Below are 23,360 nucleotides of genomic sequence, written 5' to 3'. Positions count from 1 at the left end.
CGATGCTGCAGATCATTCTCTTCGGACCGCTCCTCGGCGCCATCATCGCGGGCTTTGGCTGGCGGATCGTGTCGATCCGGGGCGCCCAGTGGATCACCACGGGCCTGCTGTTCCTGGCCTGCTTCCTGTCGTGGGTGACCTTCTTCTCCACCCCGGCGGAAACCCAGCATATCGAGCTGCTGCGCTGGATCGAAAGCGGCACGCTCAGCACCTCCTGGGGCATCCGGCTCGACCGTCTGACCTCCATCATGCTGATCGTCGTCACCACGGTCTCGGCGCTCGTCCACCTCTATAGCTTCGGCTACATGGCGCATGACGAGAATTTCAAAGAGGGGGAGGAGAGCTATCGCGCGCGCTTCTTCGCCTACCTGTCCTTCTTCACCTTCGCCATGCTCATGCTGGTCACCTCCGACAACCTCGTCCAGATGTTCTTCGGCTGGGAAGGTGTGGGTGTCGCCTCCTACCTGCTGATCGGCTTCTACTACCGCAAGCCCTCGGCCAATGCGGCGGCGATGAAGGCCTTCGTGGTCAACCGGGTCGGCGATTTCGGCTTCGCGCTTGGCATCTTTGGCCTTTACTACATGACCGACAGCATCATGCTGGACGACATCTTTGCCGATGCGTCGCGCCTTGCCGGGCTGAACCTGCATTTCCTCAGCTGGTCCTTTGACGCGACCGAAATTCTGGCGCTGCTGCTCTTTGTCGGGGCCATGGGCAAATCGGCGCAGCTGCTGCTGCACACCTGGCTGCCGGACGCTATGGAAGGCCCGACCCCGGTGTCGGCCCTGATCCACGCCGCAACCATGGTGACGGCGGGTGTCTTCCTCGTCTGCCGCATGTCGCCGCTGATGGAATATGCGCCCGACGCCATGTCGATCGTGACCTTCCTCGGCGCCTCCACCGCCTTCTTCGCCGCGACCGTCGGCCTCGTTCAGAACGACATCAAGCGCGTGATCGCCTATTCGACCTGTTCGCAGCTGGGCTATATGTTCGTGGCGGCCGGCGTCGGCGTCTATTCGGCGGCCATGTTCCACCTCTTCACGCACGCCTTCTTCAAGGCGATGCTTTTCCTCGGGGCAGGCTCCGTCATCCATGCGATGCACCACGAACAGGACATGCGGAACTATGGCGGGTTGCGGAAGAAGATCCCGCTGACCTTCTGGGCGATGATGATCGGCACGCTGGCCATCACCGGCGTTGGCATTCCGCTGACCCATATCGGCTTTGCCGGGTTCCTGTCCAAGGATGCGATCATCGAAAGCGCTTACGCGGGCACCATGGGCGGCTATGCCTTCTGGATGCTGGTGATCGCGGCGCTTTTCACCTCCTTCTACTCCTGGCGGCTGATCTTCCTGACCTTCTACGGCACGCCGCGCGGCGACAAACACGCCCATGACCATGCCCATGAAAGCCCCACCGTCATGCTGATCCCGCTGGGTGTGCTGGCGCTTGGCGCGATCTTCTCCGGCATGCTGTGGTACGGCTCCTTCTTCGGCGACCATAACAAGGTCAACGCCTTCTTCGGCATCCCGGCCCATCACGAGGCCACCGCAGAGGAAGGCCATGCCGAAGAGGCCGCAGAGACCGCCGCGGCCCATGGCACGACCGAAGAAGCCCATGGCACCGAAGAAACCCACGCCACCGAAGCCCCGGCCGAGGGGCATGGTGAGGCGCATGGCGCGGATCATGCTGGCATGGCCCCGCAGGGCGCGATCTTCATGGCCCCCGAAAACCACGTCATGGACGAGGCGCACCACGCCCCGGTCTGGGTCAAGATCAGCCCCTTCATCGCCATGACCATCGGGTTTGTCATCGCGCTGTGGTTCTACATCCTGAACCCGGCCATGCCCGCCCAGACGGCCCAGGCCTTCCAGCCGCTCTACCTCTTCCTGCTGAACAAGTGGTACTTTGACGAGCTCTACAATTTCATCTTCGTCAAACCCGCCTTCTGGATCGGCAAGACCCTGTGGAAGCGTGGCGATACCGGCACGATCGACGGCGGCATCAACGGCCTCGCCATGGGGATCATCCCCTTCTTCACCCGGCTCGCGGGCCGGGCGCAGAGCGGCTACATCTTCACCTATGCATTTGCCATGGTCATCGGCATCGCGGTCTTCGTGACCTGGATGACGATGCTCGGAGGGGCGGAATAATGAGCAACCTTCTCTCGATCGTCACCTTCCTTCCGGCGATTGCAGCCCTGATCCTCGCCATCTTCCTGAGAGGAGAGGACGCGGCCGGCCAGCGCAATGCCAAATGGGTGGCGCTGATCGCGACCACGATCACCTTCCTCGTCTCGCTTTTCATCCTGGCGGGCTTCGACGCCTCCGACACGGGCTTCCAGTTCGTGGAGGAGCGTGAGTGGCTCATGGGCCTGAAGTACAAGATGGGCGTCGACGGCATCTCCGTCCTCTTCGTCCTGCTGACCACCTTCATGATGCCGCTGACCATCGCGGCGTCCTGGAACGTGGAGACGCGGGTCAAGGAATACATGATCGCCTTCCTGATGCTGGAGACGCTGATGCTCGGCGTTTTCATGGCGCTGGACCTCGTGCTCTTCTACCTCTTTTTCGAGGCCGGGCTGATCCCGATGTTCCTGATCATCGGCATCTGGGGCGGGGCCAACCGAATTTACGCCTCGTTCAAATTCTTCCTCTACACCTTCTTCGGCTCCCTGCTGATGCTGGTGGCCATCGTCGCCATGTATGCCGACGCGGGCACCATGGATATCCCGACGCTGCTGACGCATGACTTCTCGTCAGAGACGCTCAGCATCTTCGGCATGCCCATCGTCGGCGGCATGCAGACGCTGATGTTCCTGGCCTTCTTCGCCTCCTTCGCGGTGAAGATGCCGATGTGGCCGGTGCATACCTGGCTGCCGGATGCCCACGTGCAGGCCCCCACGGCGGGGTCGGTCGTGCTGGCGGCGATCCTGCTCAAGATGGGTGGCTACGGCTTCCTCCGCTTTTCGCTGCCGATGTTCCCGGTGGGCGCGGATGTGCTGACGCCGCTGGTCTTCTGGATGTCGGCCATTGCCATCGTCTACACCTCGCTCGTCGCGCTGGTGCAGGAAGACATGAAGAAGCTCATCGCCTATTCGTCGGTCGCCCATATGGGCTACGTGACCATGGGCATCTTCGCGATGAACCAGCAGGGCGTGGACGGCGCGATCTTCCAGATGATCTCCCACGGGTTCATCTCCGGCGCGCTCTTCCTCTGCGTTGGGGTGATCTACGACCGCATGCATACCCGCGACATCGACGCCTATGGCGGGCTGGTGAACCGGATGCCGGTCTACGCGATGCTCTTCATGCTCTTCACCATGGCAAACGTCGGCCTGCCGGGCACCTCCGGCTTCATCGGCGAATTCCTGACCCTGATGGGCATCTTCCAGGTCAACACCTGGGTGGCGCTGGTCGCGACCTCCGGCGTGATCTTCTCCGCCTGCTACGGGCTTTACCTCTACCGCCGGGTCGTCATGGGCGACCTGATCAAGGAGAGCCTGAAGACGATCAAGGACATGACCGCGCGGGAGAAGTGGATCTTCGCCCCGCTCGTCATCATGACCATCTGGCTGGGCGTCTATCCCAGCCTCGTCACCGATATCACCGGCCCCTCTGTCGAGGCGCTGATTTCCGACCACAATACGGCGCTGGCCGCCGCGGATCGCCTGGGCGAGACGCAGACGGCCTCCGCGGCCTCGCACTGAGGGAGAGCTGAATGTCGGCTGATCTGAACACCATCCTGCCCGAGATCCTCCTCGCGCTCTTTGCCATGCTGGCGCTGCTCGCGGCGGTCTACACGGCCAAGGACAAGCTCGCCCCGGCGCTGACCTGGCTGACCGCCATCGTCATGGCGCTGCTGGGCCTCTGGATCGCGCTGACGGGGGAGGGGACCAACCCGGCCTTCGGCGGCATGTTCGTCGACGATGCCTTTGCCCGCTTTGCCAAGGTGACGATCCTCTTCTCCGCCGCCCTCGTGCTGATCATGGGGCAGGAATATATGGAGCGGCGCGGCATCCTGCGGTTTGAATACCCGGTGCTGGTGGCGCTTTCGGCGGTCGGCATGATGACCATGGTCTCTGCCGGTGATCTGATGACGCTCTACATGGGGCTCGAACTGCAATCGCTGGCGCTTTATGTCGTGGCCTCCCTGCGGCGTGACTCCGTACGCTCCACCGAAGCGGGCCTTAAGTATTTCGTGCTGGGCGCGCTGTCCTCGGGCATGCTGCTCTACGGGGCTTCGCTGGTCTACGGCTTCTCCGGCACCACGCTCTTTTCGGGCATCATCGCCGCGGCGGGCGAGGGCCATGCGCCGCTGGGCCTGCTCTTCGGTGTGGTCTTCATGCTGGCGGGCCTGTCCTTCAAGGTCTCTGCCGTGCCCTTCCACATGTGGACGCCGGACGTCTACGAAGGTGCGCCGACCCCGATCACCGCTTTCTTTGCCACCGCCCCCAAGGTCGCCGCCATGGGCCTGTTCGCCCGGGTCATGATGGATGCCTTCGGCGGCGTCGTCGGCGACTGGCAGCAGATCGTCGCCTTCATCGCGGTGCTCTCGATGTTCCTCGGCGGGATCGCCGCCATCGGCCAGACCAATATCAAGCGCCTGATGGCATACTCCTCGATTGCCCATATGGGCTACGCGCTGATCGGCCTCGCCGCCGGGACGGAGCAGGGCATCTCCGCCATGCTGACCTACATGGCGATCTACGTGACGATGAACGTCGGCACCTTCGCCTTCATCCTGTCGATGCAGCGCGACGGGGAGCCGGTCACCGATATCGCCTCCCTCAACCTCTATGCCAAGGCGGAACCGGGCCGGGCGCTGGCCATGCTGATCCTGCTCTTCTCCCTCGCGGGGGTGCCGCCGATGCTGGGCTTCTTCGCCAAGCTGGGCGTCTGGCAGGCGGGCATCGCGGCAGACCTCGTCTGGCTGGTGACGCTTTCGGCCATCGCTTCGGCCATTGGCGCCTATTACTACCTGCGTATCGTCTTCTTCATGTACTTCGGCTCCGAAGGCGCACAGGTCGACAGCGCGAAATCCCCGGTGCTCTGGGCGCTGCTCATGGGCTCCGCCGCCGTGATGATCCTCGGCGTGGTCAACCTCTTCGGCGTTGACGGCATGGCGCAGGCCGCCGCCGCATCGCTGGTGAACTGACGCGATGACCGCCTTTCCGTCATGGCCTCCGGGCCATGACCGCATCGTCCTCGACGCCGTGGACAGCACCCTGAGCGAGGCGCAGCGCCGCTTCGCCGCCGGCGTGACGCAGCCCATCTGGATCCTCGCCCTGCATCAGACCGCCGCGCGCGGGCGGCGGGGCCGGGCCTGGGCCATGCCGCCGGGCAATTTCGCCGCCAATCTCGTCCTGCCGCTTTCCGATACGCCCGACCGGATTGCTTTGCGCAGCTTCACTGCCGCGCTGGCCCTGCGGGACGCCACCGCCATGGCCACCGGCCGGGCCGAGGGGCTGAGCCTCAAATGGCCCAATGACGTGCTGCTGAACGGTGGCAAGATGGCGGGCATCCTGCTTGAAACCTTGCAATCCGGGGGCCGCGTCGCCGGTGTCTCCATCGGGATCGGCGTCAACCTCGCGGGCGCGCCCGATGCCTCCGAAGTCGAGGCGCGCGCCCTGCGCCCCGTCTCCCTCCTGGCCGAGACCGGCGCGCGCGTCACGCCGGAGGAGTTCCTGGACCTCCTCGCCCCCGCCTTCGCCCGTTACGAAACGCAGCTGACGACCTACGGCTTCGCGCCCATCCGCACCGAATGGCTGAAAGACGCGGCCTTTCTGGGGCAGGAGATCACCGCCCGCACCGGTCAGGCAGAGACCACCGGCCGGTTCGAAACCATCGACGATCAGGGCCAGCTGATCCTCACCACCGATCAGGGCCGCCAGACCGTGGCCGCCGCCGACATCTATTTCTGACACCCCAAGGGGACGACATTAGGGAGGGTCGACATGCTTCTCGCCATCGACTGTGGCAATACCAACACCGTGTTTGCGATCTGGGACGGGGACAAGTTCCTCTGCACCCTGCGCACCTCGACCGAACATCAGCGCACGGCGGACCAGTATTACGTCTGGATCTCCACGCTGCTGAACCATCACAACATCCCGATGGATATCGACGCGGTGATCATCTCCTCCACCGTGCCGCGCGTGGTGTTCAACCTGCGTGTCCTGTCGGACCGCTATTTCAACTGCCGTCCCTATGTCGTGGGCAAGCCCGAATGCCTGCTGCCGATCCCGCCGCGTGTGGATGAGGGCACGGTCGTGGGCCCCGACCGACTGGTCAACTCCGCCGCCGCCTATGAGCGTTACGGCGGTGACTGCATCGTCGTCGATTTCGGCACCGCCACCACCTTTGACGTCGTTTCCGACGATGGCGCCTATGTCGGCGGCGTGATCGCGCCCGGCGTCAACCTCTCTCTCCAGGCGCTGCATGACATGGCCGCCGCCCTGCCGCATGTGGATGTCACGAAACCTCAACGGGTGATCGGTACAAATACCGTCGCCTGTATGCAGTCGGGCGTCTTCTGGGGCTATGTCGGCCTTGTCCGGGGCATATGCGAAAGGATCAAAGGCGAGTATGACAAACCGATGCGGGTTATTTCGACCGGAGGCCTTGCGCCGCTCTTCGGTCAGGGCGATACCCTCTACGATCATTTCGACGAGGATCTGACCATTCACGGGCTGCGGATCATCTACGACTATAACAAAGAACAGGGTAACTGATGACCACGGACCGCCTTATCTATCTGCCCCTCGGCGGTGCCGGGGAAATCGGCATGAACGCCTATGTCTATGGCTACGGCAAGCCGGGAGAGGAAAGGCTGATCCTTGTCGACATCGGCGTGGCCTTTCCGGACATGGACACGACGCCGGGCGTTGACCTGATCTTTGCCGATATCACCTGGCTGGAGGAACGCCGCGACCGGCTGGAAGCGGTCTTCATCACCCATGCGCATGAGGATCATATCGGCGCGGTTGGGCACCTTTATGAACGGCTGGGCGCGCCCAAGATCTACGCCCGCGCTTTCACCGGCAACCTCGCCCGCCAGAAGATCGCCGAATACGGGGTCGGGGACAGCGCCGTCTCGGTCGTCTCCCCCTGGGCCGAACAGGTCACGGCCGGGCCTTTCCGCGTCGGCTTCCTGCCGATTTCGCATTCCATTCCCGAAAGCTCCGCGCTGGTCATCGACAGCCCCGAGGGCCGAGTAATCCATACCGGCGACTTCAAGCTCGACGTGACCCCGCTGGTTGGCGAAGCATTTGACGAGGACCTCTGGCGGGAGGTCGCAGCCCCCGGCGTGCGCGCCCTGATCTGCGATTCCACCAATGTGTTTTCCCATCACGAAGGCCGGTCAGAGGCCTCCGTCGGGCCGGAGATCACCAAGCTTGTCGCGCGTTCCTCCGGCATGTTCGTCGCCACGACCTTTGCGTCGAACGTCGCGCGGGTCAAAACCCTGGCCGATGCGGGTGTGGCTGCGGGCCGGTCGGTCTGCCTGTTGGGCCGCGCCATGCGCCGCATGATCGAGGCCGCGATCAAGACCGGCGTCCTGTCCGATTTCCCCAGTGTTATCAGCCCCGAAGACGCCAAGGACATCCCGCGCGAAAACCTCATGCTGATCGTCACCGGGTCGCAGGGCGAACGGCGCGCGGCCTCTGCCCAGTTGGCGCGGGGCAAGCATATGGGGCTGACGATGAAGGAGGGCGATACCTTCCTCTTCTCGTCGAAAACCATTCCGGGCAATGAAAAGGGCGTCATCCACATCATCAACTCCTTCTCGGAGATGGGCGTGGATGTGGTCGACGATACGTCGGGCCTCTACCACGTCTCGGGCCACGCCAACCGCCCCGACCTGCTGCGCCTGCATGAGGTGGTGAACCCCCAGATCGTCATCCCGATGCACGGCGAACACCGGCACCTGCGCGAACATACCAAGCTGGCGGAAGAGAACCGTCGCAAGGGTGTTCTGGCCGTCAACGGCACCATGGTCTCGCTCTCCGGAAATGCACCGGAGATCGTGGAATATGTCGAAACCGGAAGGACTTACCTGGATGGCTCCGTCCAGATCGGCGCGCTGGACGGCATCGTGCGGGATCGGATCCGCATGGCGCTGAACGGCCATGTCACCGTGACCGTGGTCATGGATGAAGAGGACGAGCCGCTGGGCGATCCCTGGTGTGATGTCATGGGCCTGCCGGAAACCGGCCGCTCCCGCGCGCCGCTGCAGGAGGTGCTGGAGGAAGACCTGTCGCAATTCCTCAACCGGGCCGGGCAGGCGACCCTGTCCGACGATGACAAGATCGAGGAAGCCCTGCGCCGGGTTGTCCGCCAGTCTGCCCAGGACGAGATCGGCAAGAAACCCGAAGTGACCGTAGTCGTCAGCCGGCTGTCCGCCTGACGGCCTGATCGGCCTGATCGGCCAGCGTCGCCAGAAGGGGACGGAGCGCCGCGGCCGCCTGTGGCTGATCGCGGAATTCCACCCCGACCTGACGGTCCCGTGACCAGCGGCGCCGGCATTTCAGAAACGCCACGCCCGGCAGCCGCAGCGCCTCCAGCTCCGCCCCATAGGCGGGCAGGGGGAGGGGCAGGATCAACCCCGCACCGCCCAGCGACAGATCGACAATCTTGACGGAGGTCTGGCCAGAGGTGAAATGCGCCTCCCCCTCCAGGCTCACGTCAAAACGTTCAAACTGACGCCGGTTGTCCCCGGTCAGAAAATGCCCCTGCATCGCCCCGCCCCTCTGATGGGGGGAGCATGCAGGAAAACCATTTCGAAAAGCTGAAGATCAGCCCGCGCGGCGCTCGTCAAAACTCAGCGCGATGAAGCTGGGCATGTGATCGCCCATGCCGACAACCTTGTTGTCGTCGCGACGATCGCGGTCGCGGCCACGTCCACGCGAGGAACGCTCAGAAGACCGCTCGTTCTTAGCATTATCACGCGGCGCCTCTGCGGGGGCTGCCGCCTCGGCAGAGGTCTCAACCGTGACCTCCTCCGTCTTGGCTTCCGTGTCAGACGATTTGCGCGACCGGCTGCGGCTGCGGGACCGGCTGGGCTTGCTGTCAGAGGATGCCTCGGCCGGGGTGTCGTCCCCTGCCGCGCTGGCGAACCCCTCAGGCAGCGCCATCCGGGGAATTTCCTTTTCCACCAGACGTTCGATATCCGCGAGGTTCTTCTCATCCCGCGGCACGCAGATCATCACGGCCTTGCCCAGACGCCCGGCACGACCCGTCCGGCCGATCCGGTGCACGTAATCCTCCGCATGGGAGGGCACGTCGAAGTTGAACACATGGCTCACGTTCGGAATATCCAGCCCGCGCGCCGCCACGTCGGAGGCCACGAGGAACCGCAGCGAACCGTCGCGGAACCCGTCCAGCGTCCGCATCCGGTGCGCCTGGTCCAGATCGCCATGGATCGGCGCCGCATCCAGCCCGTATTTCTGCAACGATTTCGCGGTGATATCCACATCCGTCTTGCGGTTGCAGAAGATGATCGCATTCCGGCATTCCGCCCCTTCGGCCGCGATCAGGTCGCGCAGCAGCCGCCGCTTTTCCGACCCTTCGCGGTCCTTGCGGGACCCTTTGAACATCACCACGCCCTGGGTGATCGTCTCCGACGTCGTCGCCTGGCGGGCCACCTCGATCCGGGCCGGGGCCGACAGGAAGGTATTGGTGATCCGCTCAATCTCCGGCGCCATGGTGGCAGAGAAGAAGAGCGTCTGGCGGGTAAACGGCGTCAGGCTGAAAATCTTTTCGATATCAGGGATGAAGCCCATGTCGAGCATGCGGTCGGCCTCGTCCACCACCATGATCTGAACGCCGGTCAGCAGCAGCTTGCCGCGCTCAAAATGGTCCAGCAGACGGCCGGGCGTCGCGATCAGCACGTCAACGCCACGGTCGATCAGCGCATCCTGCTCCTTGAATGACACGCCGCCGATCAGCAGCGCCTTCGTCAGTTTCATATGCTTGGTATAGGTGTCGAAATTCTCCGCCACCTGCGCCGCCAGCTCCCGCGTCGGGCAGAGCACGAGGCTCCGCGGCATCCGCGCCCGCGCCCGGCCTTTGCCCAGCAGCGTGATCATCGGCAGCGTGAAGGAGGCGGTTTTGCCGGTGCCGGTCTGGGCGATACCCAGCACATCCTTGCCTTCCAGCGCCGGGGGAATCGCGCCCGCCTGGATTGGCGTCGGCGATTCGTAGCCTGCTTCGGCAATGGCTTTCAGGACCTTCGGGTCCAGATTGAGATCGGTAAATTTTGTCATGCGTATCCGTGGTTTGCGGACACGTCTTGGCCCGCGCGTCTGACTGGGCAGCCTGCCCGGACAGGCCGACAGGTGTTGCCAGCGCTGTTTCGATTTTGCGAGGTAAACGAAAAACCCTATTTCGTCAATCTTTTACACGGATATCCTGTCACGCGATGCCCGGAAACACTGTTTCCCTGACCTCGGCAAGCGGCAGATGCAGGGCCCTGTGCAACCCGGCGGCCTGCAGCCGCGCGATGTGCTCAGGCGTGGCGGCGCAGACTTCGTCGAAGAAGGCTTTCAGCCCGGCATCGCCCTGCTCCTGCTCCAGATGCGCAAAGAGGTCGTGCAGCGTCATCCCGCCGCGCTCCCGCGGCTGCGCCGGCTTCAACTCCGAGCGATACGACCCCTTGTCATGCCGGAACCGGTACTGGCGCAGCCAGCTTTCCCAGTTTTCGTAGTGCAGATGGGCAAGTGCAACCTCTTGCAACTCGACCTGGCTGGGGTTCTCCTGCCCCGCCGTGCGAAAGTTGTGAATGCGGAATTCGGGCTCGGGAAGGCTGGTCCGCACGAAAATCTTGCCGGCCACATGGCTCAGAAATCCGCCGTTCAGATAGGGGCCGAATGTCGGCCAGACCTGTGTCGACAACCGCCGTCTCTCCGGCAGAGACATGTTGAGAAGCTTGAAGTCGACCGGCCCGGATGTATCCAGCGGCGCCAGATTTTCCATCGGTCGCATCCGTGCCACCTGAGTCGACCGGGGCAGGGCGTCGAGGGTCTCGCTCAGGGGCTTGTCCGGGATCAGGAATTCATCGACATCAATATGGGCGAGCCAGTCCACCTCGTCCCGCCGCGCATAGACCCTGCTGGCATTTACGGTCTGGCGGACCTGATGTTTGGCCGGCCGCGCCCGTCCCAGACGTTTCCAGTATTCGGGCCCCGTGACGACCGGACGGATGCGGGGATGCGCCGACAGGATCTCCATCGCGCGGTCATCCGGCACGTCGAGATGCAGGTAGATCCGATGCGCACCGAGATGCAGATGCCAGGCCGCGAAATTCAATATGTCAGGAAGCTCGGCCTTGATCGTGCTGACGATACCCCATGTCGCCATCAGAACCGGTCCGGATACCAGCGTTGCAGAGCCGCCGCGCGATCAAGCGCATAGGTAAACAACATGTTTCGCTCCCTGAGGCGTTGCAGCAAGGCTGGTGAGGCTTCGCAAACCTCTCTGAATAAACTCTCAATGCCAGCGTCGCCTTCGTTCTTGTCAAGAAAATCAAGAAGTTCGGCCAGGCGAAACCCCGATTGCTCAAGGTTTCGATACGATCCCTTAGAACGTCTGAACGAAAGGTGTTTCTGGAATTTCTGCCAATCCGGCGCATGGGCATGGCCTAAAGGCAGATCCGCCAGATGCACGCTATTGCTGATGACGGCACCCTCAAAAAAAGCCCTATGGATCCCAAACCGGACCGGCGCCTGTGGCACGCCCATGCCAGCGCGCAGGAAAATCTTGCCTTCGAGATGGGACAGGAAGCCGCCACGAAGATAGGCACCAAAGGTGGGGTAGACCTCCTCCAGAACTGATTTGTGTTGTCCCGCAGCCCGGGCCGTCCGTTTGAACATCCCCTCTGCGCCGCTCAACTGCTCGACCGGAGGCAGATGCACGACGGCACAGCCCTCCGGAACAAGGGCGAGGCAATCCGTAACGGGCGCGGGCGGCAAAAGGAACTCGTCCATGTCGATATGCAGCAGCCAGTCCGTCTCTGCCTGGCGCCAGCCTTCGGTGGCATTGCGGATCTGGCGCGTCTGATGCGCCGGCGGGCGCTTCCCCCGGCGCGCCCAGAACGCAGTATCGCAGATGTGGATTGTGACCTCCGGCCGGGCCAGAACCTCTGCCTGCCCGGGCTCCGGATCGTCAAGAAAGAGCGTCACGCGACGTGCGCCGAGGTCCAGATGCCAGGCCACAAATTGCGCGATATCGCGGCTGTCGCCGCGCACCGTCGACACAACGCTCCAGTCATGGCGCCGCGCTGGCGGCACAGGCCAGGGTGTGTTGTCCCAGCTCGCGGCCCGGATCGCCCTGACGGGCATTTCGTGGGACGCAGCCGCGGCACCGGGCGCTTTCGAAGGATCAATCTGGCTCATGCGCGGAGCATAGGCAACCGCCTCGGCAGGGCAAGTCCGCGGTCAGACCATCATCTCTTTGGTGGCCGACAGCGTGACCTCCGGATAATCGCGCGCCACGCGGTCGATATCCCATTGTAGCCGGGTCAGGTAAACGACATCGCCATCATGGTCGGTGGCGATATGCTGTTTGTTCGCATCGGCAAACTTTTCAACGGCCTGCCTGTCACCCTTCACCCAGCGGGCCGAGGTAAACTGCGAGGCGTCAAACCGGACGGGCAGACCATATTCCAGTTCGATCCGGCTGCCCAGAACCTCGAACTGGAGCGCCCCGACCACCCCGACAATGAAGCCTGAGCCGAAGGTCGGTTTGAACACCTTGGCCGCACCCTCTTCGGCAAATTGCATCAGGGCTTTTTCCAGATGTTTGGCTTTCATCGGGTCGCCGGCACGGACCGACTGAAGCAGTTCCGGCGCGAAGGAGGGGATGCCGGTCACGCGCAGTGCCTCGCCCTCCGTCAGCGTGTCGCCGATGCGCAGCTGGCCGTGATTGGGAATGCCGATAATATCGCCGGCCCAGGCCTCTTCGGCCAGCTCGCGGTCGGCGGCCAGAAACATCACCGGGTTGGAGATGGTCATCGGCTTTTTGGTCCGCACATGGGTCAGTTTCATGCCGCGTTCAAAATGCCCGGACGCCATCCGCACAAAGGCGACGCGGTCGCGATGCTTGGGGTCCATATTGGCCTGCACCTTGAACACAAAGCCCGCGACCTTGGGTTCTTCCGGCGCGATCTGGCGCGGCTCGGCGCTCTGCACCTGCGGCTCCGGCCCATAGGTGGCGATGCCGTCCATCAGCTCTTTCACGCCGAATGAATTGATCGCGGAGCCGAACCAGATCGGGGTCATATGCCCCTCCAGAACGGACTGGGGATCGAGCGCGGGCAGCAGTTCCCGCGCCATTTCCACCTCTTCCCTGAGCTTCTCAAGAAGATGTGCCGGGACGTGTTTTTCCAGCAGCGGATCGTCGAGCCCCTGGATCTCGATGCTTTCTGCGACCCGGTTCCGGTCGGCCCGGTCCATCAGCTCCAGCCGGTCGCGCAGCATGTCGTAACATCCCAGAAAATCCGATCCGACCCCGATCGGCCAGGAGGCCGGAGTCACGTCGATCGCCAGATTTTCCTGGATTTCGTCAATAATGTCGAAAGTATCTCGGCTTTCGCGGTCCATCTTGTTGCAAAAGGTCAAGATCGGCAGGTCCCGCAAGCGGCAGACTTCGAACAGTTTCTGGGTCTGGCTCTCCACCCCTTTGGCACCGTCGATCACCATGATGGCCGCGTCCACCGCAGTAAGCGTTCGGTAAGTATCCTCACTGAAATCCGAATGGCCGGGCGTGTCGACAAGATTGAACCGGAAGGTTCTGAAATCAAAAGACATTGCCGATGCGGAGACAGAGATGCCCCGGTCCTTCTCCATCTGCATGAAGTCAGACCGCGTGCGCCGTGCCTCACCCTTGGCCCGGACCTGCCCGGCCATCTGGATCGCGCCCCCAAACAGCAGAAACTTTTCCGTCAGAGTCGTCTTGCCGGCATCGGGATGCGAGATGATCGCAAATGTCCGGCGTCGGGCAATCTCGGGCGGCAGGGCGGGGCGGTTATGAGGCGTGTCGAGCATGGCGCGGATATATCAGGCGCCGGGAAAACGGCAAGCGCCCCCACACATCAGTTCTCGATCGCGAAATTATGGGTGCTTTCCCCGGTCGGGCAGCACCTCGGGTCGCCGTCGAGCAGTTCGTAGATCACCAGCCGGAGGGTCGGGCGGTCCAGCTCGACCCGTTTGATCGAGCGGAAGAAATTCAGATCAACATGGCTGGCATACCCGGTATCCGCCCCGTCAAAGAGGAACGTCCTGACAGAGACCGAATTTCCCCCCGTCCAATACGCCGGCTGAACCAGCCATTCCGTCGTCCCGTCGCCTTCCAGATCAAGCTCGTAGCCGCCAATCCCGTCAACCTGCGCCCCGGACTGGCGCGCGTCTTCCGCCACCTGCGCGGCGATCGGACCGGGCACCTCGGATTGTTCGATGACCTGCGCATGGGCGAACCCGGAAAGGCCCGCGGCCACAAGACCGGACATAAGCGTGAGTTTCAGCATGGCAGCGCTCCTTTGCCCGATCAGGCTAGAGCGGGGCCGGGCCCGCGTCAAACACGACAGATGCCGCAATGCGGGGCGGGGTCAGTGGCGCGAGATCCGGCCCGAGGCCGCGCGCAGCAGCTCAGCCGCATCGGGCTTGTCCAGCAGCGTCTTCTGAACTTCGAGGTCGATCAACATACGGTCCCCCGACTGCGGCAGAGCACGGGCAAGCACCTCGTCCAGCTCTGGCGGCAGCGCGGCACGGGTGCGGGTGTCCACAAGCAGCGTCTCGGCCGCGATCCCCTCCGCGTAGATGATCTCGTGCCGGTCGAAAAGTAGTTGAAAATACTCAACAAAGCCGCCGTCCTGCTGTACGATCGTTGTACCGTTCACCAGATGCCGCGCCTTGACCAGCACCTCGCGCCGGCCGGCGCCGATCGTATCCTGCCTCTGATAGATGAACAGCCGGTGATCCGGGCTGACGATCAGGTCATTGTCGTTGTTCAATACGCCTTTGGCGATGGCAATCGGGGCAAATTCGCCAACGGCGCGGACGGTCGAATGTCCGATCCAGCGCACCTGCTGCACGCCGTTGTCGCGGGTCAGAACCCGGTCGCCGACCGACAGGTTTTCGATGGCCCGCTGCGCCCCGGAGGCCAGCGTGATCTTGGTGCCCCGGGTGAAGGAGACGCAGGCAACTTCTGCGAATTTGCGCGGGGCATCCTCGATATCGATGCCAACCAGCGTGTAATCGGTCCTGGCAGCCAGCGGCGCCAGCGGCAGCAGATAGACACAGGCCGCATCGCCGAACATATCCACCTCGACCAGCAGCAGCACCTCGGTCGTGTCGCCGGTCGGCGACATGAAGGTCAGGCAGCTGTCCAGGTGCAGGCTGGCGCCGGGGGTGCCGACGCCGGTATCCTCGTCGATGGTAATCTCGCCCTGATCCTCCGAGGCGATGCCCAGCCGCTGCAATTCGGCTGTTTCGCTGAACCAGTAGGTGTCGTCCAGCGACAGCTCCGTGGCAAAGGCCAGCTCGTCCCCTTCATTCGCGCCGTTCACGCAGATCATCATCCGGGCGGGGAACACCGGAATAGAGGCTGCGGGTTTGGCGATCGCGGAGATCATAACGTCGGGTCTTTCCTTGGCTGCCGGGCTGCGGCATAGCTAGGTGTAGGATCAGATTGTGGCGGCTTGCGGGCAAGTCCCGGGTGATTTGCCGTCATTGTTGCGGTTGACGTCCCAAATAGGGGCCGCCGGTAAAGAAACAGATGTGACAGGGGCTTGGCCCGGAGGAGAGATTACATGGATTTAGGTATCGCGGGCAAGCGGGCGCTGGTTTGCGCATCGTCCAAGGGGCTGGGCAGAGGCTGTGCGCTGGCGCTGGCAGATGCCGGCGTCGAGCTGGTGCTGAACGCCCGCGGTGCCGAGGCGCTGGAGGCAACGGCGCAGGAAATCCGCGACACATATGGTGTCCCCGTGACCGCCGTGGCCGCCGATATCACCTCCGAAGAGGGCCGGGCGCAGGTGCTCGAACAGGCCGGCCAGATTGACATTCTGGTGAATAACGCAGGCGGCCCGCCCCCGGGCTTCTGGTCCGACTGGGACCGCGCCGATTTTATCAAGGCGCTGGATTCCAACATGCTGACACCCATTGCGCTGATGAAGGCGCTGCTGCCGGGCATGATCGACCGCGGCTGGGGCAGGGTGGTCAATATCACCTCCGCCTCGGTCAAATCGCCGATCTCCCAGCTTGGCCTGTCGAATTCGGCCCGCGCCGGGCTGACGGGCTATGTTGCCGGCACCTCCCGTCAGGTCGCCAAACATGGTGTGATCATCAACAATCTGCTGCCCGGGTCTCATGACACCGACCGGATCCGGACCATGATCCAGCAAACCGCCGATCGCACGGGAACGAGCTACGAGGAAGCCGCAAAGGAACGTGACGAGGCCTGCCCGACCGGCCGGATCGGCACGGCCGAAGATTTCGGGGCGACCTGCGCCTTTATGTGTTCGCAATATGTGGCCTTCATGGTGGGGCAGAATATCCTGCTCGATGGTGGCTCCTTCAATTCGACCTTCTAGGACGAGGCCGCCATGGCGCAGGGCTATTCCCTCAAGGACCAGCTCTTCAATGCAGAGAAGGTCGGCTATCTGGCCGGCCTTTTCCGGCAGGTCGATCCCGGCTTTGATCCGCAGTTCGAAGCCCGGTGCCTGTCGCGCTTTCCGGAGCTTGAGCTCAAGGCGCGCATCGCCTGGATCGCGGACTGTCTCATTCCCGCCCTGCCAGAGCATTTCCCGGCGGCCGCCGACCTGATCGAGGCGGCACTGCCGCCCCCGCTGGACCCGTCTCTGAAAGACGATGATTTTGGCGATTTCATTTTCTGCTCGCTTGGCGATTACGCCGTCCTGCGCGGGCTGGAGCAGCATCGCGACCGCGCCCTCGACCTGCTGGAGGCGCTGACCCAGCGGTTCAGCATGGAATATGCCATCCGGTTCTTCATCAACCGCTGGCCCGGGGAGAGCTTTGCGCGGCTGGAGCAATGGGCCGGTCATGACAGCTACCACGTCCGCCGGCTGGTCAGCGAAGGGACGCGGCCCAAACTGCCCTGGGGGCAGGGGATCGCGACCGCCCCGGACCTGCCGTTGCCGCTTCTGGACCGGCTGCATGCCGATGGCACCCGGTTTGTGACCCGCTCTGTCGCCAATCACCTGAACGACATCACGAAATCCGACCCCGATACCGTGCTCGACCGGCTTTCCGCCTGGCAGGGCGAGGGGCGGCAAACCCCGGCAGAGCTGGAATGGATGACCCGCCACGCCCTGCGCGGTCTTGTCAAAGCGGGCGATCCCCGCGCCCTCGCGCTGCTGGGTTATCGCGCCGATGCGCCCCTCACGGCCAGCCTGCGCCTTGCCGCGGAAACCGTCGCCATCGGGCAAGTGCTTGAGGTGAAGGCGGAAATCTCCAGCCCCGAAGACCTGCCGGTGATCGTCGATTATGTGCTGACCTTTCATCGCCCCACGGGCCGGCCCGGACGGAAGGTGTTCAAACTGAAACAGACCGCTGTCTCTGCGGGCAGGGCGCTGAAACTGGCCAAACGGCATCCGCTCAAGGGCGATGCCACGACCTTCCGCCTGCATCCCGGCCCGCACCGGGTCGAATTGCAGGTCAACGGCCGTATCTGCGCCAGCGCCGATTTCAACCTGACGGGCTAGCGGTTCAGGGCCAATCCCCTTGCTGCCTGTGGCGTCAGCTGATACCCCGCCCCAAGCCCGAGTAAATTCATCGGAAGTTCTGTGCCTGCCACCCCCCGACTGGAAATTCGCAACCTGACCCGGCGTTTCGATGGCCGTCCGGTTGTCGACGATGTCAGCCTTTCGGTGATGCCGGGGCAAGTGACCTGCCTCCTTGGTCCCTCCGGCTGCGGCAAATCGACCACCCTGCGCATGATCGCCGGTGTCGAACGGCAGGATGAAGGCAGCATCTGGATCGACGGGGAGCTGATCTGCGACACGGTGGTGCACGTGCCCGCCGAACAGCGCCGCACCGGTCTCATGTTTCAGGATTTTGCGCTTTTTCCCCATCTTTCGGTGGCCGGGAACGTGGGCTTTGGCCTGACCGGCCCGGCGCCGGCCCGACGCGACCGCATCGGGGAAATGCTGGAGCGGGTCGACATGCTGCGCTTTATCGACGCCTGGCCGCATGAGCTCTCGGGTGGGGAGCAGCAGCGGGTTGCGCTGGCCCGGGCGCTGGCCCCCAACCCGCGCATCATGCTGATGGACGAACCTTTTTCCGGCCTCGACAACCGGCTGCGCGACGACATCCGCGACACGACGCTTGCAATCCTGCGCGATGCCGATGCCGCCGTCCTGCTTGTCACGCATGAACCGGAAGAGGCCATGCGCATGTCCGACGACATCGCCCTCATGCGCCATGGCAGGGTGGTGCAGCAGGGCGCGCCCTACAATATTTACAATGCCCCCCGCGACAAGGCGGCCGTGTCATTTTTCAGTGATATCAACGTAATAAGAGGCGTGGTTCGCAATGCGCTGACGGAAACGCCCTTCGGCCAGTTCCTCGCCCCCGGTGTGCCCGACGGTCAGGAGGTGGAAATCGTGATCCGCCCCCAGCACCTCAAGATCGATTTCGACCGCAACGGCTCCGGCCCGCTGCCAACCGCACAGGACGGGACGCCCGCGCGCGGCATTGTGACCCGGGCCCGCTTTATGGGATCCGAAAGCCTTGTCGAATTCCGCATGGATCATGACGGCTCCATCCTCAAGGCAACTGTCCCAAATGTGTTCCTGCCCAGCCCGGGCAAACCGCTCTGGCTGACCATCCGCCGCGACCGCTGCTTTGTCTTTCCGGTTCCTGCCTGACAGCCCGGTCAGGCACCGCGGCCTCCGGTCCTCATGGCCGAAAAATCCGGGGAAGAGTTTCACCGGGACCGGCGTCACGATCGATGGTCCGCACCCTTCCTCCGCGCCAGGAAATTTCCGGGCCGGTCAGGCCGAATCCCGGAACCGTCAACCGGTGCGCCCGCCCATTCAAATTATTGCAAATCCCCTGAATTCCACCTTCCCCTTCCGGCCCTGAACCATTAGATACGACAGGACTTTCGTGCCACCCCCGGTTTGCGGCGCGATACAAGGGAGACTGACATGCTCAACAATATTGGCCTTCCCGGCCTTCTGCTGATCGCCGTTGTGGTTCTGGTCCTCTTCGGCCGCGGCAAGATTTCGTCGCTCATGGGTGAGGTCGGCAAAGGCATCACCGCCTTCAAGAAAGGTGTCAGCGACGGCACCAAGGAGCTTGAGGAAGACGACGCCGCCCAGGCCCGCGACGTGACTCCGGAAGAAAAAGACAAGGCCTGATATCCCATGTTCGGAATGGGCTGGACCGAGCTGATGCTCATCGGGGTCGTCGCGCTGATCGTGGTCGGCCCCAAGGATCTGCCTGTTCTTTTCCGGAATGTCGGCCAGTTTGTCGGCAAGGCCCGGGGCATGGCGCGTGAATTCACCCGCGCCATGGAAGAGGCCGCCGATCAGTCCGGCGTCAAAGAGGCATCGGATGCCTTAAAAGGCCTGTCCAACCCCAAGAAATACGGGCTGGACAAGGTGAAGGAAGCCACCGACTTCACCAAGTGGGAGCCCGGGTCGAACACGGCCAAACTGGCCGAGGACCGCGCCGAGGCCGCCAAGAAGATCCACGCCGCCACCGCCGAACGCGCCACCCAGCGGAAAGAGGCCGAAGCCGCCGCCGCGAAAGAGGCCGCCGCGGCCGATGCGGCACCCGCGCCCGCCGAGGCCACTGCGCCCAAACCCAAGGCGCCCCGCGCCAAGGCCCCTGCTAAAGCCAAGGCGACGACCGCCAAAAGCACGACGGCCGCCACGAAGACCGCAACCAAGACAGCTGCGAAGCCGGCCGCCAAACCCGCCGCCAAACCCAAGGCAGCCAAGGCAGCCGCCAAGCCCAAGACCCCGAAACCGGCCTCCGGGACAACAGAGACATGAGCACCCGCGACCAAGCCGACGAGATCGACGAGTCTTCCGCCCCGCTGATCGAACATCTGGCCGAACTCCGCACCCGGCTGATCCACTCCGCCGTGGCCTTCATCATCGGCATGGTGATCTGTTTCACCGTCTGGAACCCGATCTTCAACTTCCTGACCCAGCCGCTCTGCGATGCCATGGCAGCGCGCGGTCAGTCCGGCGACTGCGGCCTGATCCTGATCAAGCTGCAGGAAGGCTTCTTCGTCGCCATCTCGATCTCGCTGTTGGGCGGCCTCTGCCTCTCCTTCCCCTATATCGCCTACCAGATGTGGCGGTTCGTGGCCCCGGGCCTTTACAAAAGCGAACAGGGCGCCTTCCTGCCCTTCCTGATCTCTTCGCCCGCGATGTTCTTCCTGGGGGCCTCTTTCGCCTTCTATGTCGTCACCCCGCTGGCCTTCGATTTCTTCCTGGGCTTCCAGCAGCCGGGCTCGGTCCTGTCGGATAACCCGGCGGACAACGGCATCGCCGGCATCGCCTTCCAGGGCTCCGCGCAGGAATATCTCTCGCTCACCATCAAGTTCATCGTGGCCTTCGGCCTCTGCTTCCAGCTGCCCGTCCTGCTGACGCTGATGGGCAAGGCCGGCCTCGTCTCCGCTGAGGGTCTTGGCGGCGTGCGCAAATATGCCGTGGTCGCCATCCTGATCCTCGCTGCCGTCGTCACGCCGCCGGATATCATCACCCAGATCATCCTTTTCGTCGTGGTCTACGGGCTGTACGAGATCTCCATCTTCCTCGTTGGCCGGGTCGAGAAAAAGCGCGAGGAGCGTCTGCGCGCCGAAGGCTATTACGACGATGAGGAGGAGGATATTCCCTCCACCGATCCCGCCGAGGATCCGCTGGCGGAGAACGACCCGCTGCTTGACGAATTCGACGCCGAAGACGACGACAACGCCAAGAAGAATGACTGACCCGCTCGACCGTATCGCCGCCGCGCTGGAGCGCATGGCCCCCGCGCCGCTCGCCTCCCCGGATTTCACCACAGCCGAGGCCTTCGTCTGGGAGACGGAGCCGGAGCGTCTGACGCCGGTCCCGAAGGTTTCCCGCGTGTCCCTCGACCTGCTGGTGGGCATCAACCGGTCCCGCGATACGCTGCTGGAAAACACGCTGCAATTCGCCAAAGGCCTGCCCGCCAACAACGCCCTGCTCTGGGGCGCGCGCGGCATGGGCAAGTCGAGCCTCGTCAAGGCGATCCATGCCGAAATCCTGACGCGCGGCCATGACCTCAAGATCGTGGAACTCCAGCGTGAGGACCTGCCGACCGTCTCCCGGCTGATGCGTATCCTCGGCGCCGCGCCGCATAACTTCCTGCTTTTCTGCGATGACCTGTCGTTCAGCCATGACGACCAGCATTACAAGTCGCTGAAGGCCGTCCTCGATGGCGGCATCTCCGGTCGCCCCGAGAACGTCCTCTTCTATGCCACCTCGAACCGCCGCCACCTCATGCCCCGCGACATGATCGAAAACGAACGCTCCTCCGCCATCAATCCCGGCGAGGCGGTGGAGGAAAAGGTTTCCCTCTCGGACCGCTTCGGCCTCTGGCTGGGCTTCCACCCCTGCGATCAGGACGATTACCTCGCCATGATCCGCGGCTATTGCGCGGCGCATGACCTGAAGATCGACGACGACACCCTGCGCGCCGAGGCGATCGAATGGCAGGCCACCCGCGGCGCCCGCTCCGGCCGCGTCGCCTGGCAGTTCTTCACCGATCTTGCCGGCCGCCACGGCATCAGCCTGCGCTGACCCTGCCTCTTCTCTGGTTCTGAAATATCCCGGGGAACCGGACCATGCCCCGCATGGGCCGGTGGGGCAGAGCCCCCAAACCCGGAATGGAATGCGCCCCGAAGGGGCGCGCCGCCGGATCAGGGCCCGTACAATCTTACTGAAGGTCCAATCTTACTGATGGCTCAACCTTACCAAAGGTCCAACCTTACTGAAGATAAGTCATCGGATCGACCGCCTCGAGCCCTTTGCGCACCTCGAAATGCACATAGGGCGACGCACCGGCCCGGATCTCTGCGATCTTCTGCCCGCGCGACACCGCCGCCCCCTCAGAGACGGCAATGGCGTCGATGTTAGAATAGATCGTCAACAGCCCGCCACTGTGGCGCACCACGATGACCTTCTTGTTGTCGGCATCCGAGGTGATCGCCGCCACCGTCCCGCCGTCTGCGGCCCGGACGGCCGTGCCCGGATCGGCTGCGATATTGATCCCGTCGCTCGATCCACGGGAAAATTCGCGGATGATATTGCCGCGGACCGGAAAATCCATCGCGGCACTGGACGGCGCGGGGGTCTGCTCATCGCCGAGGCTGGGTGCCACGCTGGGCGCTGGCGCCGGCGCGGGGGAGGGGGCCGCAGCGGTCTCGCCCGTGCCGGCCGCGGGCGCCGGTGCGGCGGCGACAAGCGGTTCGGTCTTTTCATCCGGCAGCGGCGTCGACGCACTGGGGGGCAAGGGCGTCGGCGTTCCCGATCCCGGCGGCTCTGTCTCGGCGGCGACACGCTGCACAGGTGCCGACTGATCGGCAACCGGGATCAGCAGATACTGCCCCTCGCGGATCGAGAACTCGCTATCCAGCCCGTTCCAATCTGCCAGCGCCCGCACCGACACATTATAAAGGCGCGAGATCGTAAAGGCCGTTTCCCCGCGTTTCACCTTATGGCGAACCGGTTCGGTCCCGATCATGGGCTTTGCGCTGACTGCAGATGACGGCGTTGTCGCGGCTGGCGCCAGTTCCGTCACCGCCACGCTCTGATCCCCGGCCCGCTCGATGGCAGAGCCCGCCAGGGTCGAGATATCGACCTCTCCGGCCGGCTGGATCGGTCCCAGACCATTGGCCCCGGTGGCGGGCGACGGTTCTGCCACGCGCTGCGGCATGGCCAGCAGCTCGCCTTCCCGCAACCGGCTTTCCGGCGTCAGCCCGTTAAAGCGCGCCAGATCGTCGGCGGTCACGCCAACCCGCGCTGCCACCGACGACACCGTATCGGCCCGTTTTGCCACGGCAACCTGATAGGTCGGATAGGAAATGATGCCGCGATCATCGGGTTTTGGCCGGTCGAGCGTCGCCTGACGCGCCGCTTCGGCGGTGGAAAACCCGCCAAGTCCGCCGCGCAGGTCGATATCCAGACCATTCTGACAGGCCGCCAGCGCCAGCGCAGCCGTGCCCAGCATCAGCCCCCGCCGCGCGCGGCCATACAGTCCGGCATTCCCCGTTTCTTGCATCTGTCCGATCCCTCACCCACCCCGTTTGCCGGGGCTGTACCTATGTCATGACGGACGTGCCAGCCCCCGCTGGCAGAACAGCCCGCCA

21 protein-coding genes are annotated in these 23,360 nt (G+C 63.7%); 13 read left to right on the top strand and 8 right to left on the bottom strand.

The window, feature by feature from the left end; translation table 11 throughout:
• Positions 1-2 precede the first annotated feature (2 nt).
• The 6 genes from nuoL to ACRARG_RS03330 are packed head-to-tail and all read left to right on the top strand — an operon-like array spanning position 3 to position 8,406.
• The gene (gene nuoL / locus ACRARG_RS03355) at positions 3-2,153 is read left to right on the top strand and encodes an NADH-quinone oxidoreductase subunit L (protein ID WP_432688563.1); all 2,151 of its coding nucleotides are present in this window, start codon (positions 3-5) and stop codon (positions 2,151-2,153) included.
• The gene (locus tag ACRARG_RS03350) at positions 2,153-3,709 is read left to right on the top strand and encodes an NADH-quinone oxidoreductase subunit M (RefSeq protein WP_432688562.1); all 1,557 of its coding nucleotides are present in this window, start codon (positions 2,153-2,155) and stop codon (positions 3,707-3,709) included. Before nuoL ends, ACRARG_RS03350 begins: the two co-directional genes overlap by 1 nt.
• A gap of 11 nt (positions 3,710-3,720) precedes the next feature.
• Complete coding sequence (gene nuoN / locus ACRARG_RS03345) at positions 3,721-5,157, top strand: NADH-quinone oxidoreductase subunit NuoN (protein ID WP_432688561.1); 1,437 nt, start codon at positions 3,721-3,723, stop codon at positions 5,155-5,157.
• A gap of 4 nt (positions 5,158-5,161) precedes the next feature.
• Positions 5,162-5,923, top strand: a complete 762-nt coding sequence (locus ACRARG_RS03340) for a biotin--[acetyl-CoA-carboxylase] ligase (protein WP_432688560.1) — start codon at positions 5,162-5,164, stop codon at positions 5,921-5,923.
• A 33-nt stretch (positions 5,924-5,956) separates the two neighbouring features.
• On the top strand, positions 5,957-6,733 hold the full coding sequence (locus tag ACRARG_RS03335) for a type III pantothenate kinase (protein ID WP_432688559.1): 777 nt from the start codon (positions 5,957-5,959) through the stop codon (positions 6,731-6,733).
• A complete protein-coding gene (locus ACRARG_RS03330) occupies positions 6,733-8,406 on the top strand; it encodes a ribonuclease J (protein WP_432688558.1) in 1,674 nt (557 codons plus the stop codon). The genes ACRARG_RS03335 and ACRARG_RS03330 overlap by 1 nt, the downstream gene beginning before the upstream one ends.
• Here ACRARG_RS03330 and ACRARG_RS03325 read toward each other — a convergent pair.
• The 7 genes from ACRARG_RS03325 to ACRARG_RS03295 form a co-directional block, all read right to left on the bottom strand.
• Complete coding sequence (locus ACRARG_RS03325; protein WP_432688557.1) at positions 8,387-8,737, bottom strand: PilZ domain-containing protein; 351 nt, start codon at positions 8,735-8,737, stop codon at positions 8,387-8,389. The two genes, ACRARG_RS03330 and ACRARG_RS03325, sit on opposite strands and share 20 nt — an antisense overlap.
• A 57-nt stretch (positions 8,738-8,794) precedes the next feature.
• Entirely contained in the window at positions 8,795-10,264 is a 1,470-nt protein-coding gene (locus ACRARG_RS03320; protein ID WP_432688556.1) for a DEAD/DEAH box helicase, read from the bottom strand.
• A gap of 148 nt (positions 10,265-10,412) precedes the next feature.
• Positions 10,413-11,357, bottom strand: coding sequence for a glycosyltransferase family 2 protein (locus ACRARG_RS03315; protein WP_432688555.1), 945 nt, complete (start codon positions 11,355-11,357; stop codon positions 10,413-10,415).
• Entirely contained in the window at positions 11,357-12,391 is a 1,035-nt protein-coding gene (locus ACRARG_RS03310) for a glycosyltransferase family 2 protein (RefSeq protein WP_432688554.1), read from the bottom strand. The genes ACRARG_RS03315 and ACRARG_RS03310 overlap by 1 nt, the downstream gene beginning before the upstream one ends.
• A 42-nt stretch (positions 12,392-12,433) precedes the next feature.
• Entirely contained in the window at positions 12,434-14,041 is a 1,608-nt protein-coding gene (locus ACRARG_RS03305) for a peptide chain release factor 3 (RefSeq protein ID WP_432688553.1), read from the bottom strand.
• A 47-nt stretch (positions 14,042-14,088) separates the two neighbouring features.
• Entirely contained in the window at positions 14,089-14,520 is a 432-nt protein-coding gene (locus ACRARG_RS03300) for a hypothetical protein (RefSeq protein WP_432688552.1), read from the bottom strand.
• A gap of 81 nt (positions 14,521-14,601) precedes the next feature.
• A complete protein-coding gene (locus ACRARG_RS03295) occupies positions 14,602-15,627 on the bottom strand; it encodes a Hint domain-containing protein (RefSeq protein WP_432688551.1) in 1,026 nt (341 codons plus the stop codon).
• 177 nt (positions 15,628-15,804) lie between these two features.
• Between ACRARG_RS03295 and ACRARG_RS03290 the strand changes: the two genes are divergently transcribed.
• From ACRARG_RS03290 to ACRARG_RS03260, 7 genes are all read left to right on the top strand, one after another.
• Entirely contained in the window at positions 15,805-16,584 is a 780-nt protein-coding gene (locus tag ACRARG_RS03290; protein ID WP_432688550.1) for an SDR family oxidoreductase, read from the top strand.
• A 12-nt stretch (positions 16,585-16,596) separates the two neighbouring features.
• Complete coding sequence (locus ACRARG_RS03285) at positions 16,597-17,715, top strand: YhaZ family DNA alkylation repair protein (RefSeq protein ID WP_432688549.1); 1,119 nt, start codon at positions 16,597-16,599, stop codon at positions 17,713-17,715.
• Between the two features lie 81 nt (positions 17,716-17,796).
• Complete coding sequence (locus ACRARG_RS03280; protein WP_432688548.1) at positions 17,797-18,879, top strand: ABC transporter ATP-binding protein; 1,083 nt, start codon at positions 17,797-17,799, stop codon at positions 18,877-18,879.
• 282 nt (positions 18,880-19,161) lie between these two features.
• Entirely contained in the window at positions 19,162-19,374 is a 213-nt protein-coding gene (locus tag ACRARG_RS03275) for a twin-arginine translocase TatA/TatE family subunit (protein WP_432688547.1), read from the top strand.
• A 15-nt stretch (positions 19,375-19,389) separates the two neighbouring features.
• On the top strand, positions 19,390-20,013 hold the full coding sequence (tatB, locus tag ACRARG_RS03270; protein WP_432688546.1) for a Sec-independent protein translocase protein TatB: 624 nt from the start codon (positions 19,390-19,392) through the stop codon (positions 20,011-20,013).
• Positions 20,010-20,960 (top strand): twin-arginine translocase subunit TatC, encoded by a 951-nt coding sequence (gene tatC, locus ACRARG_RS03265; RefSeq protein ID WP_432688545.1) that lies wholly within the window; start codon positions 20,010-20,012, stop codon positions 20,958-20,960. The genes tatB and tatC overlap by 4 nt, the downstream gene beginning before the upstream one ends.
• Positions 20,953-21,792, top strand: coding sequence for an ATP-binding protein (locus ACRARG_RS03260; protein WP_432688544.1), 840 nt, complete (start codon positions 20,953-20,955; stop codon positions 21,790-21,792). Before tatC ends, ACRARG_RS03260 begins: the two co-directional genes overlap by 8 nt.
• Before the next feature lie 187 nt (positions 21,793-21,979).
• On the opposite strand, the gene ACRARG_RS03255 is transcribed toward ACRARG_RS03260, so the two are convergent.
• The gene (locus ACRARG_RS03255) at positions 21,980-23,272 is read right to left on the bottom strand and encodes a peptidoglycan DD-metalloendopeptidase family protein (RefSeq protein WP_432688543.1); all 1,293 of its coding nucleotides are present in this window, start codon (positions 23,270-23,272) and stop codon (positions 21,980-21,982) included.
• Between the last annotated feature and the right edge of the window lie 88 nt (positions 23,273-23,360).

It is taken from the genome of Pseudooceanicola profundi (assembly GCF_050897955.1).
Lineage (GTDB): Bacteria > Pseudomonadota > Alphaproteobacteria > Rhodobacterales > Rhodobacteraceae > Pseudooceanicola.
Note: the sequence above shows the minus strand (reverse complement) of the source record. Positions and strands in the feature narration are given on the sequence as shown.

Excerpts from the sequence above, each read along its gene's own strand:
- ACRARG_RS03255 (WP_432688543.1), bottom strand. The coding sequence starts at position 23,272 with ATGCAAGAAACGGGGAATGCCGGACTGTATGGCCGCGCGCGGCGGGGG.
- ACRARG_RS03350 (WP_432688562.1), top strand. The coding sequence starts at position 2,153 with ATGAGCAACCTTCTCTCGATCGTCACCTTCCTTCCGGCGATTGCAGCC.
- tatB (WP_432688546.1), top strand. The coding sequence starts at position 19,390 with ATGGGCTGGACCGAGCTGATGCTCATCGGGGTCGTCGCGCTGATCGTG.
- ACRARG_RS03300 (WP_432688552.1), bottom strand. The coding sequence starts at position 14,520 with ATGCTGAAACTCACGCTTATGTCCGGTCTTGTGGCCGCGGGCCTTTCC.
- nuoL (WP_432688563.1), top strand. The coding sequence starts at position 3 with ATGCTGCAGATCATTCTCTTCGGACCGCTCCTCGGCGCCATCATCGCG.
- ACRARG_RS03340 (WP_432688560.1), top strand. The coding sequence starts at position 5,162 with ATGACCGCCTTTCCGTCATGGCCTCCGGGCCATGACCGCATCGTCCTC.
- ACRARG_RS03285 (WP_432688549.1), top strand. The coding sequence starts at position 16,597 with ATGGCGCAGGGCTATTCCCTCAAGGACCAGCTCTTCAATGCAGAGAAG.
- nuoN (WP_432688561.1), top strand. The coding sequence starts at position 3,721 with ATGTCGGCTGATCTGAACACCATCCTGCCCGAGATCCTCCTCGCGCTC.
- tatC (WP_432688545.1), top strand. The coding sequence starts at position 20,010 with ATGAGCACCCGCGACCAAGCCGACGAGATCGACGAGTCTTCCGCCCCG.
- ACRARG_RS03335 (WP_432688559.1), top strand. The coding sequence starts at position 5,957 with ATGCTTCTCGCCATCGACTGTGGCAATACCAACACCGTGTTTGCGATC.
- ACRARG_RS03315 (WP_432688555.1), bottom strand. The coding sequence starts at position 11,357 with ATGGCGACATGGGGTATCGTCAGCACGATCAAGGCCGAGCTTCCTGAC.
- ACRARG_RS03290 (WP_432688550.1), top strand. The coding sequence starts at position 15,805 with ATGGATTTAGGTATCGCGGGCAAGCGGGCGCTGGTTTGCGCATCGTCC.
- ACRARG_RS03325 (WP_432688557.1), bottom strand. The coding sequence starts at position 8,737 with ATGCAGGGGCATTTTCTGACCGGGGACAACCGGCGTCAGTTTGAACGT.
- ACRARG_RS03320 (WP_432688556.1), bottom strand. The coding sequence starts at position 10,264 with ATGACAAAATTTACCGATCTCAATCTGGACCCGAAGGTCCTGAAAGCC.
- ACRARG_RS03275 (WP_432688547.1), top strand. The coding sequence starts at position 19,162 with ATGCTCAACAATATTGGCCTTCCCGGCCTTCTGCTGATCGCCGTTGTG.
- ACRARG_RS03305 (WP_432688553.1), bottom strand. The coding sequence starts at position 14,041 with ATGCTCGACACGCCTCATAACCGCCCCGCCCTGCCGCCCGAGATTGCC.
- ACRARG_RS03310 (WP_432688554.1), bottom strand. The coding sequence starts at position 12,391 with ATGAGCCAGATTGATCCTTCGAAAGCGCCCGGTGCCGCGGCTGCGTCC.
- ACRARG_RS03260 (WP_432688544.1), top strand. The coding sequence starts at position 20,953 with ATGACTGACCCGCTCGACCGTATCGCCGCCGCGCTGGAGCGCATGGCC.
- ACRARG_RS03295 (WP_432688551.1), bottom strand. The coding sequence starts at position 15,627 with ATGATCTCCGCGATCGCCAAACCCGCAGCCTCTATTCCGGTGTTCCCC.
- ACRARG_RS03330 (WP_432688558.1), top strand. The coding sequence starts at position 6,733 with ATGACCACGGACCGCCTTATCTATCTGCCCCTCGGCGGTGCCGGGGAA.